A 13636-nucleotide genomic window follows, 5' to 3' on the forward strand; every position below is an offset into this window, starting at 1 on the left:
AAACTCAAGGAAAATCAGAGGAGTTGGGAACGATGAAAGCAGGATATTTTTTGAGCGCCGCCAGCCTGTCGGTGCTTCTGGTTGCAGCAGCTGCCCCGGCCTCGGCTGCCGATGACAAGCTCGAGCAGCTGAAGGAGCAGGGCTTTGCGCGTATTGCCATTGCCAACGAACCGCCGTTCACCGCCGTCGGCGCCGATGGCAAGGTGTCCGGCGCCGCACCCGATGTGGCGCGCGCCATCTTCGAAAAGCTCGGCGTCAAGGAAGTCGTCGCCTCGATTTCGGAATATGGCGCGATGATCCCCGGCCTGCAGGCCGGCCGCCACGATGCGATCACCGCGGGCCTCTTCATGAAGCCCGAGCGTTGCGCCGCCGTCGCCTATTCCGAACCGATCCTCTGCGACGCCGAAGCTTTCGCTCTCAAGAAGGGCAATCCGCTGAAACTGACCAGCTACAAGGACATCGCCGACAATCCGGACGCCAAGATCGGCGCGCCGGGCGGCGGGACCGAGGAGAAGCTGGCGCTTGAGGCCGGCGTGCCGCGCGACCGCGTCATCGTTGTTCCGGATGGCCAGAGCGGCATCAAGATGCTGCAGGACGGCCGCATCGACGTCTACTCGCTGCCGGTCCTGTCGATCCATGACCTGATGGCCAAGGCGAACGATCCGAACCTCGAAACCGTCGCTCCGGTCGTCAATGCGCCGGTCTATTGCGATGGCGCTGCATTCCGCAAGCAGGACGTCGCCCTGCGCGACGCCTTCGACGTCGAGCTGAAGAAGCTGAAGGAATCGGGCGAATTCGCCAAGATCATCGAGCCCTACGGCTTCTCGGCCAAGGCCGCGATGTCGACGAGCCGCGAAAAGCTCTGCGCCGCGGCGAAGTAATCGTGGCAGCCGGCCATGCCATCGGCATGGCCGGGTTGTCCCCGAACGATCTCCTAAAGCGTGTTGCGCTTTAGGTCCTTGTTTTTACGCATGTCGTCATCGCAAAACCGCTGCACAGTTTTGCGCGGCATGCTCTAGGAAGTGAGTTGCCGATGTCGGTATGGTCCGGCTATCTGACACTGATCCTTGAGGGCGCCCTGGTGACGCTCGAACTGACGGTCATGGGGTCTGCGCTGGCACTGGTGATGGCCTTCCTGGCGGGCCTCGGCCGGCTGTCGCGCTTCTTCGCCGTGCGGGCTCTGGCGACGGCCTATATCGAATTCTTCCGCGGCACCTCGATCTTCGTCCAGCTTTTCTGGGTCTATTTTGTGCTGCCTTTTGCGGGTTTGACCCTGACGCCGCTGCAGGCGGGCGTGCTGGCGCTCGGGCTGAATGTCGGTGCCTATGCGGCGGAGGTGGTGCGCGGCGCCGTCAAGGCCGTCGGGCGCGAACAGTCGGAAGCCTGCATCGCGCTCAACCTGTCGCGATACCAGCGCATGCGCCACGTCATCCTGCCGCAGGCGCTGCCGCTGATGCTGCCGACCTTCTGCAACAATGCGATCGAACTTCTCAAAGGCACGGCCGTCGTGTCGCTGATCTCGCTGACGGATATGACGTTCCAGGCGCAGGTGGTGCGGGCGCAGACCGGCAATACGCTGGTGCCCTTCGCGACGATCCTCATCCTCTATTTTCTCATGGCCTCGGCGATCTCCGCGACGATGCGCTGGCTGGAGCGGCGTATGGCGCGCAGCCTCGACGGCATAAGGACCTGATCGGATGGAATGGGATTGGGACTTCGTCTGGCAGATCATGCCGACCCTTCTCGAAGGGTTCCAGATCACCATTCTCGCGACCATCCTCGGCGCTGCCGTCGCGATGATCGTCGGCCTGGCTCTTGCGATTGCCCGGCGATCACCGGTCGCCGGCGTGTCCCGCACGGTCGGCTTCGTCTCGGAATTCATCCGCGGCACGCCGCTGCTGGTGCAGCTCTATTTCATCTTCTACGTGCTGCCCGATATCGGCATTCGGCTGGCGCCGCTGGTCGCAGGCGTCATCGGTATGGGCATTCACTATGCGACCTATACCGCCGAGGTCTATCGCGCCGGCATCGAGAATGTGCCGCGCGGACAATGGGAGGCGGCCAAGGCCACAAATCTGACGACGCGCCAGGCATGGATCCACGTGGTCCTGCCGCAGGCGATCCCGCCGATGATCCCGGCACTCGCCAATTATTTCATCGCCATGTTCAAGGAGACGCCGCTGCTTTCGGCGATCACCGTGCTCGAACTGATGAACCAGGCCAAGAGCATCGCCAACAGCAACTACCGCTACATCGAACCGATGACGCTGGTCGGCGTCTTCTTCCTCGTCATCAGCCTGATCTCCGTAGTGGGATTGCGCTGGCTTGAGGAACGCTACGCCAGGATGGATGACTGACCATGACCGTAGAGATTGAGATCATCCCTGCCGGCAGGCTGCCGCGACTGGAGAATCGGCCGCTGGAAAAGCGCATCGGCCTGATCATCCTCGCGACCGACCACACGACGGAAGTCGACTTCCAGCGCATGGTCGCCAGCGATCGCCTCGGCGTCTATGTCAGCCGCATCCACTACGCCAATCCGGTCACGGCCGAAAACCTCCTGAGGATGCAGCCGTCGCTGACGCAAGGCGCGGCACTGATCCTGCCGGACGAGGCGCTCGATGCCATCGTCTATTCCTGCACCTCCGCCTCGGTGGTGATCGGCGATCGCAACATCGAGGCGGCGATCCATGCGGCCAAGCCCGGGATTCCCGTCGTGACGCCGACGGCGGCCGCCGTGAAAGGTCTGAAAGCGCTTGGCGCCAGACGGATCTCGGTGCTGACGCCCTATACGGTCGAGACCAGTCGGCCGATGGCGGACTATTTTTCGGATCTCGGTTTTGCGATTGACCGCTTCACCTGTCTCGGCCTGACCGATGATCGCGAGATGGCGCGGATCGCACCGGAGGAGATCCTTGCCTTTGCGCGCCAGGCGCTGGCGCCGCAATCGGACGCGCTGTTCATCTCCTGTACGGCGGTGCGCGCAGCCCAGGTCGCTGCCCGCATCGAAAGTGAGACCGGCAAGCCGGTGGTGACCAGCAATCTGGCGACGGCCTGGTCCTGTCTGAGGCTTTGCGGCGATGATCGGGCGCGGCCCGAACTCGGTCAGTTGATGACCAAGTCCTATTGGGAAGGCTGAGATCATGGTGAGCACCTTGCCCGTTTCGCTGGAGGACATCCGTGCGGCGGCGCGACGGATTGCCGGCCGCGTGACCACCACTCCGATGGTGCAGTCCGCGTCGCTTGGCGAATTGGCCGGCGTGCCAGTGCATCTCAAGCTCGAACATCATCAGACGACCGGCAGCTTCAAGCTCCGTGGGGCGACCAATGCGGTGCTGTCCTTGTCGCCGGCGCAGCGCTTACGTGGCGTCGTCGCAGCCTCGACCGGAAATCACGGCCGTGCGCTTGCCTATGCGGCAAAGGCCGAAGGTGCCGTTGCGACCATCTGCATGTCGCGGCTGGTGCCGGAGAACAAGGTTTCGGAGATCCGCCGTCTCGGCGCCGATGTCCGCATCGTCGGCGTATCGCAGGACGAGGCGCAGCAGGAAGTCGACCGGTTGGTCCGCGAGGAAGGGTTGGTGATGGTGCCGCCCTTCGACCATCCCGATGTCGTGGCCGGGCAGGGGACGCTGGGGCTTGAAATCATCGACGACTTGCCGGAGGCGGCGAGCGTGCTGGTGCCGCTCTCGGGCGGCGGCCTTGCGGCGGGGCTTGCGGCCGCGGTCAAAGCCATCAGTCCGACGACCAAAGTGATCGGCCTGACGATGGAGAAGGGTGCCGCGATGAAGGCAAGCCTCGATGCCGGGCAGCCGGTGCAGGTCGAGGAAGTGGCGAGCCTTGCCGACTCGCTCGGCGGCGGCATTGGTCTCGACAACCGCGTCACCTTTGCCATGTGCCGCGAACTTCTCGACGACGTCATCCTGCTGACCGAGACGGAAATCGCCGCCGGCATGCGCCATGCCTATGCCTGCGAACGCCAGGTCGTCGAAGGCGCGGGCGCGGTCGGTATCGCCGCGCTGCTTGCCGGAAAAATCAGGGGCGGCGGTCCCATCGTCGCGATCTTGTCCGGGGCGAATGTCGACATGGAGCAGCACCTGCGGGTGATCAACGGGACGCAGCCGCTCTACGGCGAGGAGGGGCCATGAGCCGGATGATCATTCTGACGGAAACGGAACTGAGGAAAGTCATCGGGCTTGACCGAGATGCGGTCGCCTGCATCGAGGAGGCTTTCGCAGCGCTTGCGACCAAGGCCGTCGCCATGCCCCCGATCCTGCGGCTCGACATTCCGGAATATCGGGGCGAAGTCGATGTGAAGACGGCCTATGTGCCCGGCATCGAGGGCTTCGCGATCAAGATCAGCCCCGGTTTCTTCGACAACCCCCAGATCGGCCTGCCGAGCACCAACGGCATGATGGTGCTGCTGTCGAGCCGGACCGGACTGGTGCAGGCACTGCTGCTGGACAACGGCTATCTCACCGACGTGCGCACCGCAGCAGCCGGCGCTGTCGCGGCGAAACATCTGTCGCGCCAAAATGCGTCCGTGGCCACGATCTTCGGCGCCGGTATGCAGGCGCGGCTGCAGCTCGAAGCGCTGACGCTGGTGCGGCCGATCCGCGAAGCAAGGATATGGGCGCGCGATGCCGCCAAGGCGCAAGCCACGGCTGCGGAATTGGCCGGAAAACTCGGCTTTCCCGTCATCGCGACATCGGACGCCAGGGGAGCAGTGACCGGCGCCGACCTCATCGTCACCACCACGCCGTCGGAAATGCCGATCATCAAGGCGGGGTGGCTGGAACCCGGACAGCATCTGACGGCGATGGGCTCGGATGCCGAACACAAGAACGAGATCGATCCGGCCGCCATCGCCGCTGCCGGCCTCTACGTCGCCGACAGCCTGAAGCAAACGCGGCGCCTCGGCGAGCTGCATCACGCAATCGATGCCGGCCTGGTCGCGGCCGATGCGGTCTTCACCGAACTCGGCCAGATCGTCGCCGGCCGGGCGCCGGGGCGGACGGATAACGACCAGATCACCATTGCGGACCTGACCGGGACCGGCATTCAGGACACCGCCATCGCCACCCTCGCCTTTGCCCGAGCCGGCGCGGCGAAGGCCGGGACCACGTTCGAAAGCTGACCGGCGCGGCGCCGGAAAAGAAGGGAAGAGACATGACCCAGCCCAACCTCAAATTCTCGCTCGGCGAATATGCCGCGCGGCTGGAAAAGACACGGCGTGCCATGGAAGCGAAGGGCGTCGACCTGCTGATCGTCAGCGACCCGTCGAACATGGCCTGGCTCACCGGCTATGATGGCTGGTCCTTCTATGTGCACCAGGCGGTGATCGTGCCGCCACAGGGAGAGCCGATCTGGTTCGGCCGCGGCCAGGATGCCAACGGCGCCAAGTTCACCGCCTATCTGAAGCATGACAACATCATTGGCTATCCCGATCACTATGTGCAATCGACCGAACGCCATCCGATGGATTATCTCTCGGGCATCCTCACCGAACGCGGCTTCGGCAAGCTGACGATCGGCGTCGAGATGGACAATTACTGGTTCTCGGCGGCGGCCTTCGCGGCGCTGCAGAAGCACCTGCCGAATGCGCGCTTCGTCGATACGACCGCCCTCGTCAACTGGCAGCGCGCGGTCAAGAGCGAGACCGAAATCAAGTATATGCGCAATGCCGCCCGCATCGTCGAGGCGATGCATGCCCGCATCTTCGACAAGATCGAGGTCGGCATGCGCAAATGCGATCTGGTCGCGGAAATCTATGATGCCGGCACCCGCGGCGTCGACGGCATCGGCGGCGATTATCCGGCGATCGTGCCGCTGCTGCCGTCCGGCGTCGAAGCATCCGCACCGCATCTGACCTGGGACGACCGGCCGATGAAGACGGGCGAGGGCACCTTCTTCGAGATTGCCGGCTGCTACAACCGCTATCACCTGCCGCTGTCGCGCACCGTCTTCCTCGGCAAGCCGACGCAGGCCTTTCTCGATGCCGAAAAGGCGACGCTGGAGGGCATGGAGGCCGGTCTTGCGGTCGCCAGACCCGGCAATAGCTGCGAGGATATCGCCAACGCCTTCTTCGCGGTGCTGAAAAAATACGGCATCGTCAAGGACAACCGCACCGGTTATCCGATTGGCCTTTCCTATCCGCCGGACTGGGGCGAGCGCACCATGAGCCTGCGACCGGGCGACCGGACGGAACTGAAGCCCGGCATGACCTTCCATTTCATGACCGGCCTCTGGCTCGACGACATGGGATTCGAGACGACCGAGAGCATCCTCATCACCGAGAGCGGTGTCGAGTGCTTCGCGAACGTGCCGCGCAGGCTGATGGTCAAGGATTGAGGCTGCGATGACAGAGATTGGCTTGCGACCGTCACCGATCAGCGCGACGGTCAATTTCGCCGCCGAGGGCGTCCAGCACGGCTTCCTGCGGCTGCCCTACAGCCGCGACGATTCCGCCTGGGGATCGGTGATGGTGCCGATAACGGTCATCAGGAACGGCAAGGGGCCAACGGCTCTTCTGACCGGCGGCAATCACGGCGACGAGTATGAAGGACCGATCACACTCTTCGATCTTGCCCGCACGCTGAAAGCTGAGGAGGTGAGCGGCACTGTCATCATCGTGCCGGCCATGAATTATCCGGCATTCCAGGCGGGAACCAGGACCTCGCCGATCGACAGGGGCAACATGAACCGCAGCTTCCCGGGCCGGCCGGACGGCACGGTGACGGAGAAGATTGCCGACTATTTCCAGCGGGTGCTTCTGCCGATGGCGGATCTCGTCCTCGACTTCCATTCCGGCGGCAAGACGCTCGATTTTCTGCCGTTCTGCGCGGCCCACATCCTGGCGAACAAGCAACAGGAGAAAAAGGCCTTCGAATTGGTGACGGCCTTTGCGGCCCCCTATTCGATGAAGATGCTTGAGATCGATGCGGTCGGCATGTACGACACCGCCGCCGAGGAGATGGGCAAGGTCTTCATCACCACGGAACTCGGCGGCGGCGGCACCGCCACGGCCAAAAGTGCGGCGATTGCCAAACGCGGCACCATCAACGTGCTGCGCCATGCGGGGATCGTCGCGGGCGCCGTCGAGACCGGCCCGACGAGCTGGCTCGATATGCCGGACGGCCGCTGTTTCTCTTTCGCAGAGGAGGGCGGGTTGATCGAGCCTGTCATTGACCTCGGTGAAGCCGTGGCCGAAGACGCCGTCGTCGCGCGCATCCATCCGATCGGCCGGACCGGAATGGCGCCCCGCGAGATCCGCGCCGGCATGAACGGCATTCTCTGTGCCCGGCATTTCCCGGGGCTGGTCAAAGCAGGCGACTGCGTTGCCGTCGTGGCGATCGTTACGGACTGAGGTGGGAAGGGCGGCCCTTCCCTTTGCCGCGGACGCGTCAGGCCGCTTTCTGCGATCTTGACGGGCTGGCGGCCGCGTCGATCTGAAAGCGGCTGACGACCCCTTCCAATGTCTGCGTCTGGCTGCCGAGCGCCCGGCAGGCCGAGGCGGTTTCGACGGCCATGGCGGCGTTGCGTTGGGTGACCTGATCCAGAGCGTTGACGGAGGCGTTGATCTCGCCGATCGCCACCGCCTGCTCGGAGGACACCGAGACGATGCGGGCGATCAGACCGGCAACCTGCTCGACCTGTCCTTCGATTTCCAGAAGCGCCTTGCCGGTGCGGTTGACGAGCTGCACCCCGGTGGAGACCTGAGACGAGGAGGTGGAAATCAGCGCTCTGATCTCCTTGGCGGCGTTGGCCGAGCGCATGGCGAGTTCGCGCACTTCCTGGGCAACGACGGCGAAACCCTTGCCCGCTTCGCCCGCGCGGGCCGCCTCGACCCCGGCATTGAGCGCCAGAAGATTGGTCTGGAAGGCGATTTCATCGATGACATTGACGATGTCGCCGATCTGGGAGGACGAACCTTCGATCCGTTCCATGGCGGCGATCGCTTCGCGAACGACGGCCGCCGAATGTTCGGCGCTGGTGCGGGTCTCGGTCATCATGCCGGTTGCCTTGCCGGCATGGTCGGAGGCGTCTTTCGCCTTGGCATTCATCTCGTCGAGCGCGGCTGTGGCCTCTTCGAGCATCGCGGCCTGCTGTTCCGTGCGCAAGGCAAGGCTGTCGGCGGCATCGGTGATGCCGGACGAGGAACTGCCCACTTGCTTGGAGGTCTGGGCGATCTCGGCCATCGAAGCGCAAAGCGCATCCATGCTGTCGTTGAACTTTGCGCGCAAAGTTTCGTAGGCCGTGGCGAAGGGCGTCGTGATGCGGCAATCGAGATTGCCGTTCGATAGCTGTTCCAGGCCGTATGTCAGTTGGGCGATCACCGTTTCGCGGATCTGTTCCTCAGCGGCCTTTTCGGCCAGCTGGCTGCGCTCGCGCTCGAATTCCGCGTCGCGAAGTGCGGTCTCGCGCTTCTGCGCGTCCTGCCGTTCGAGCGCATTGCGGCGGAATACCGCGACGGCCTTGGACATGGCGCCGATCTCGTCGGAACGGTTGGCATAGGGAACTTCGGTCGAAAAATCGCCTTCGGCGAGGTTGCCCATATAGGCCTTCATACCGTCGAGCGGCACGATGGCGCGACGGCGCAGGAGATAGAGGCCGATCAGCAGCAGGCCGAACGAGCCGAAACCCGCAGCACCGGCATAGATCGTCCAGGTGACGATTTCCGAAGCGGCATTGCGCTCCTCGCCCTTCAGGAAGGCGTCGGAATTGGCAACGAGTTTCTCGACCGCATCCTGATGCGAATGGAAGGCAACGCGCAACTGTTCGATCGCACCATGCGCCTTGTCTTCATCCTTGGCATTCAAGGCGGGGATGATCTCGCGGTTCATCACCCCCCAGAATGCATCGCCCTTGGCGATGACATCGTTTTCAAGCTCGTCCTTCAACGCCTGCGGCAGCCGGGTGGTTTTCCAATAGGCGCGGCGGTCGTCGTAAGCGGCCTTGAGATTGGCAATCTTGGCAAGATTGGTGTCTGTTAGTTCGGGAAATTTGCTCGCCTCGAAGGAGAGCATGTAGGATTCGACCACGAACAGCGGCGGCGGTAGAATATCGGCAATCAAATCCTTGCCGTAGACGACCTGCTCGTAAACCGGACCGTTGACCTTCAGCCGTTCGAGCGCCGATTGCTGCAATCCGATCGACATGAAAAGACCTACTGAAACGGCGACGCCGAACGCCACCAGACTGCGAGCGATGGTGAATGCCAAGACTGTCTCCAAATAACTTTTGGCCTCTCTACTTCGAGAGACCTGATCTACGTACGGCATTATTTGGCAAGAACACTGAAATATGGTTAATTCTTATGAGGTCGGAGCTTAGCCAGCTCTTTCAGGTCTGGGGCAACCGTCCAAAATTGGGTTGATAGGTTGAAGCGGTGGTATCAAACCATCACCAGCCATCATGATGGCTCAAGGCGACATCACCTTCATCGCGAAGGAGATCAGCTTGGCTGCCCTCAGCTTTCCGTACGAAGTGCAAAAAGCATGTGATCTTGCTCGCCGTGAAAACGGCTCGATAGCCGCCATAGCCGAGCGGACCGAAGCCCAAGGATTTCCTATCGCGGCGCCGGGGTTATCGCGGATAGCGTTGTCAAGCGGTTAGCTTCTGAATGGGTCGATCGACGCGCCGGTAAGCCTTTCAGGCCAATCGCATGAGCATTTCATTCAGGTCGCTGATCTGGCGGAGCAGTTCGACCAACTTGTCCGTATCATCTTGGCTGAGCCGGCCCGTTCCGGCGCTGCTCTGCCAAAGATGTTGAAATTGTTGGCTCGTCTGGCGCGCGCTGCTCATGATTTCGATGATTTGCGCGCGGTTTTCCCAGGTTGCAACGACGGTCGATTCGTTCATTTCCATCGACACGTCCGGTTCGCGTTCCAGCAAAAGCAATTCCTGATTCCTCTTGGCGACGGCGGGTTGGTTCGGCAGTCAGCAGCGATTGAAAATCAAACGATTGTCTGTCGGGTGTGGGGCGAACCCGATAGACAATCGGCAAGTCCTTCTTGGGAACCCAAATCAGGAATCGCAAGAGCAATAAATGGGAAATTTTCCCATATGTCAATCTGATTGATGGCGCGTTAGCGCGGAACTGGAGGATCCGTAGGCGGTGGACCGCGGCGCAAGGGGTCTTGCGGCGGCGGACCCCGCCTGTTCGGATCAGGATAATCTCCGCCAGGCCCGCCTCTGCCGAAAGACGGATGGCCACGCTCTGGCCCGTCTGGAGGACCATCCGGCGGGCGAGGACCAAAGCCGTCTGGGCCTTGCCTGTCCGCAAAGCCCGTCATTCTGCTTGAATCGCGAACGGTGACGTCGACAAATCCATGGCCATCGGGAGACATTCGCATCGAGCCGTAAGGCGCTGAGCCCCCAGGTCCTGCGCCAGCTCCGCCCTTTTCTGCGGGTTTGAAGGTCTCGACGTTGACGACACCTCGTTTCAGACCCGGCACCACAGGTTCGGCCTGAATGCGTATAATGACCGATCGATTGGCGTCCGTCCTGAGACGCACGACGGTTTGCTTGCCGACCAAATGTGCTTGCGCCTGCCCAAGCGAAAGGCCGCCGAGCAAGACGCGATTGCCGCTCCTTACGGGGACACCGCGAACATGGGCGCCATCGGAAACGGCGCGATGCTCGATGCGTCTGGCAATGATGGTGCCATCCGGTTTGCGGATGCCGAACACGGCGACCCGCTTGCCCTTTCGCAAGCCCTTCGTGACCAAACCGGTCGTGTCGACGGTTTGCGACAGGATGGTCATCCCGGTCTTACCCATCTCGTCGATGCGGCCCTGGACCTCGCTGACGATCGCGATGCGGGCAGCACGCTTTCCTGCCATCAGCACCCGGACGACATGACCGACCTTCATCGCGCTTGCAGGCGCGCGTCGTCCATCGATGTCGATCGGCGTCGTCGCACTGAACGGTATGTGGATGTTGTTGACGATGATGCTGCCAAAACCCTGGATGGTCCCGACGATGCCGGTTCCACCGATACCGTGGTCTTCGTTCTCTCCACCTCCAATGGAAAGACCGGAGCCTCCGATGCCATGATCGCCGGTGCCCGTCGGCTGCGCGGCTGTCATCGCTGGCATCAGAACCTGGAGCGCTATTCCGCCCAAGAGAAACTGTCTTCTCGAGATCGTTGACGGGCTCATGCGTCAGTCTCCGTCTCGGAAGCGGCTGCTGCCGGAGGAACTGCGTCACCCTCCTCGGTCATGACATAGACGCCCGTGATCCAGCGGCTGTTGCCGCCGGGATCGTCCTTGATGGCCTGATGGGCGATCTTGTTGAGCTTCAGGAGCAGCGCCATCCCTTCCTTGCGCCCAATCTCGTCGAGCCGGGCTGCCAGCGCTGGAGATATCCCGTCATAATGAACGGCGCGTTCGAAATAGGGAGGAGGGTCGTTCATCAGATTCATGACCGATGCCTGGACGTGGTCACGAAGGTTGCGGGTAAAATAATGCCGGCGGGCTTCGTCCCCGGCATTCGGGACGATCGATGAGAGGTTGAGCTGGATCCAACCGTTCTGATCGACAACGACAATGTCTCTGTCCAGCCAGTCGTCCAGGATCGAGCGAGGATGGACGTCCTTGGTGATGTCGCCCACCAGGCTTTCGAATGACGGACCGCCGTCGCTGGATGTGCGGGGCAGGGCGCTCGGCCTATCCTCCGCATCGCAATAGAGCGGATCGGCAAGCCATCTCGCAAGAATGCGGCTCGTCTGCGAAACACTCACGGTGAGAAAGGATGCCGTCAGGGCCTGTCCACGCAGCCGGTTGACGTCCTTGCGGTGGATGCCGGTCAGAAGCGAGATACGGCTATCCGTCTGCTGTTTGTTCGGCAGCGTAAATTCGTTCTCCGCAACCTCGATATAGAGGCGGCGAAGAATGGCCGAAAAGGCGGTGAAGTTGAAGCCGGAGGCGAGAGCGAGTTTGATCAGCGGGCGAAGCACGCGGACGAGCATGGCCTGCAAGGTCTCTTCGGAGAATGGAAGCTTCGCGCGCGGCTTTGACATCAACAATACACTCGGTCCCTGAAAGACCATTGCCGGCAGACTTCGACAGTCGCCCTCCATCTCCCTATGGCAAAGTCCAGACTGCCGCAACGGACAAGCCACATGCAAGACCAGCCTATGGCATGCTCCCGGGCGGCGCGGCCGTTGTCACGCCGCCTTCGAGACGAGATTTAGCGTGGTCCGTTAATGAGTTACCGGATGCGGCTCGGGTGAAAGCACCGCGCCATGGCGCCAGTCGATCAGCCGGTCGATACGTGCAATCTTGTGGAAAACCTCGAAGACATCGAATGACGCGCCTTTCTCGATATGGCCGGCCAAGAGCTCGCAAAGCTCGAATATTTCGGGCGGCGTGCCGGTCATCTCGACGCCGTCATCGGTGAAAACGCCTGATCGCGGCCATGCCCGCGGCTGTTGTTCGTCGAGTTTGCAGCCGACGAAAGGGATTGTATCGATGATGCCGGCAGCGAGCGCGAAGGCGGCTTCCGTCACGATTTCGGAGCAATCCGTGCTCGGCTGTTTGCTTAAGGCTGGTATCTGCAAGCGCTTGAACTCCTTCATGTCAGATCCGTCAGAGGTAATTGACCAAACTCAGCCCCTGGAGTTTCGAGACGAGCGTATAGGCCGTTTCCAGTTGCGTTTGCAGTTGGTTGACGAGTGTCGACGCCTCATAGACATCCACGCCCTGGAGATCGACGAGCTTTCCCTGAAGCAGGGTTGATTGAGCGTCGAGGGCGTCATTTGCCTTTTCGACCCGCTCCTGCGAGAGGCCGAGCTCGCTTTGCTGCGTGACGATGCCGGCCGTTGCCTGCGCCGCATAAGCGATAGCCTTGGATGCAACGGTGCTCTGCGCATCGGATGCGAGATCCTGACCGAAGAGGGACGACACGACGACGGATGCAAGCGCGAGATAACGCATGCCTTCCGAATTCGCGTTGGTGGACGAGGTGATGGTTTCCGATCCGCTGATCCGGCTTGTCATGTCGGTGCTCGAGGCAGTCGACCAGCCGTCTGCAGAGTCCGTCCAGGCGCTCTCGGAAAACATCGGCTCGACCGTGTCGGTGATGAATGTGCCGATTTCCTCGCCCGTCAGCTCGTTCACGTCTTTTCCGAGGCCGGTTGCATAGTCGCTCAGCGCCGTCACGATCGTATCCGAGACCGTGGAAGTTTGGTCGGTCAGGGGCTGGCTGTCGAGGTTTGTCCCGCCAAACAGGAACTCGCCGTTGACGGCCGTATTCGCCGTCGAGATCAGTTGCGAGACCGTGGAGCTCGCTGTCTGCAAGGCGACGGCGATACTCGTCGTATCCTGGCTCGCCTGAAGCGCGGTCAGGTTCGAAACCAGGCTGTCGCCGGCATCCTTGAGGTTTGAAAGGGCCGTCTGCGACGCGTCCATGCGCAATGCGACGACGGAATTGCTCGTTTGAAACGACGCGGCCTGGTTGATGGCGCTGGTGAGGTTGAGAGACTTTGCAGCGCCGGCACCAAGGGCCGTGCCGATATCGCTGTAGGTTCCCGTCGTTGCCTCTGTCGAAGCGCTCTGCAGCTTGGACTGGGACTGGCTGATGGTCAGCTTGAGAACGTTTTGCATCGCCGATGATGAGACAAAAGATGCTTTCATGA

14 protein-coding genes are annotated in these 13636 nt (G+C 62.0%); 8 read left to right on the top strand and 6 right to left on the bottom strand.

Going from position 1 to position 13636, the window contains the following annotated elements; translation table 11 throughout:
* Positions 1-32 precede the first annotated feature (32 nt).
* The 8 genes from ehuB to doeB all read left to right on the top strand — a co-directional run bounded on the left by ehuB (position 33) and on the right by doeB (position 7363).
* Positions 33-881, top strand: coding sequence for an ectoine/hydroxyectoine ABC transporter substrate-binding protein EhuB (gene ehuB, locus ACMUVN_RS21970; RefSeq protein ID WP_047619777.1), 849 nt, complete (start codon positions 33-35; stop codon positions 879-881).
* Positions 882-1033: 152 nt separating this feature from the next.
* A complete protein-coding gene (ehuC, locus tag ACMUVN_RS21975) occupies positions 1034-1693 on the top strand; it encodes an ectoine/hydroxyectoine ABC transporter permease subunit EhuC (RefSeq protein WP_047619689.1) in 660 nt (219 codons plus the stop codon).
* A gap of 4 nt (positions 1694-1697) precedes the next feature.
* Positions 1698-2357: an ectoine/hydroxyectoine ABC transporter permease subunit EhuD gene (ehuD, locus tag ACMUVN_RS21980; protein WP_097545047.1), complete on the top strand. Its 660-nt coding sequence runs from the start codon at positions 1698-1700 to the stop codon at positions 2355-2357.
* Between the two features lie 2 nt (positions 2358-2359).
* Positions 2360-3139 carry an ectoine utilization protein EutA gene (eutA, locus tag ACMUVN_RS21985; protein WP_097545049.1) on the top strand — a complete coding sequence of 260 codons (780 nt, stop codon included), beginning with the start codon at positions 2360-2362 and terminating at the stop codon, positions 3137-3139.
* A 4-nt stretch (positions 3140-3143) separates the two neighbouring features.
* Positions 3144-4145: a hydroxyectoine utilization dehydratase EutB gene (eutB, locus tag ACMUVN_RS21990; protein ID WP_097596212.1), complete on the top strand. Its 1002-nt coding sequence runs from the start codon at positions 3144-3146 to the stop codon at positions 4143-4145.
* A complete protein-coding gene (gene eutC / locus ACMUVN_RS21995) occupies positions 4142-5134 on the top strand; it encodes an ectoine utilization protein EutC (RefSeq protein WP_097596213.1) in 993 nt (330 codons plus the stop codon). Before eutB ends, eutC begins: the two co-directional genes overlap by 4 nt.
* Positions 5135-5166: 32 nt before the next feature.
* Entirely contained in the window at positions 5167-6348 is a 1182-nt protein-coding gene (gene doeA / locus ACMUVN_RS22000) for an ectoine hydrolase DoeA (protein ID WP_097596214.1), read from the top strand.
* A gap of 7 nt (positions 6349-6355) precedes the next feature.
* Positions 6356-7363 (top strand): N(2)-acetyl-L-2,4-diaminobutanoate deacetylase DoeB, encoded by a 1008-nt coding sequence (gene doeB, locus ACMUVN_RS22005; RefSeq protein WP_097596215.1) that lies wholly within the window; start codon positions 6356-6358, stop codon positions 7361-7363.
* Positions 7364-7400: 37 nt separating this feature from the next.
* Here the strand turns inward: doeB and ACMUVN_RS22010 are convergent, their stop codons facing one another.
* The 6 genes from ACMUVN_RS22010 to ACMUVN_RS22035 all read right to left on the bottom strand — a co-directional run bounded on the left by ACMUVN_RS22010 (position 7401) and on the right by ACMUVN_RS22035 (position 13634).
* A complete protein-coding gene (locus ACMUVN_RS22010; protein WP_097596216.1) occupies positions 7401-9218 on the bottom strand; it encodes a methyl-accepting chemotaxis protein in 1818 nt (605 codons plus the stop codon).
* Positions 9219-9648: 430 nt separating this feature from the next.
* A complete protein-coding gene (locus tag ACMUVN_RS22015; protein WP_047619707.1) occupies positions 9649-9897 on the bottom strand; it encodes a hypothetical protein in 249 nt (82 codons plus the stop codon).
* Between the two features lie 188 nt (positions 9898-10085).
* Positions 10086-11159, bottom strand: a complete 1074-nt coding sequence (locus ACMUVN_RS22020; RefSeq protein ID WP_063473691.1) for a DUF5666 domain-containing protein — start codon at positions 11157-11159, stop codon at positions 10086-10088.
* Positions 11156-12049: a DUF6502 family protein gene (locus ACMUVN_RS22025; protein WP_132575453.1), complete on the bottom strand. Its 894-nt coding sequence runs from the start codon at positions 12047-12049 to the stop codon at positions 11156-11158. The genes ACMUVN_RS22020 and ACMUVN_RS22025 overlap by 4 nt, the downstream gene beginning before the upstream one ends.
* Positions 12050-12202: 153 nt before the next feature.
* A complete protein-coding gene (locus tag ACMUVN_RS22030; protein ID WP_063473689.1) occupies positions 12203-12577 on the bottom strand; it encodes a hypothetical protein in 375 nt (124 codons plus the stop codon).
* A gap of 10 nt (positions 12578-12587) precedes the next feature.
* Complete coding sequence (locus ACMUVN_RS22035) at positions 12588-13634, bottom strand: flagellar hook-associated family protein (protein ID WP_132575451.1); 1047 nt, start codon at positions 13632-13634, stop codon at positions 12588-12590.
* Positions 13635-13636 lie beyond the last annotated feature (2 nt).

The sequence above is a fragment of the Rhizobium sp. IY2 genome (genome assembly GCF_047532935.1).
GTDB lineage: Bacteria > Pseudomonadota > Alphaproteobacteria > Rhizobiales > Rhizobiaceae > Rhizobium > Rhizobium anhuiense.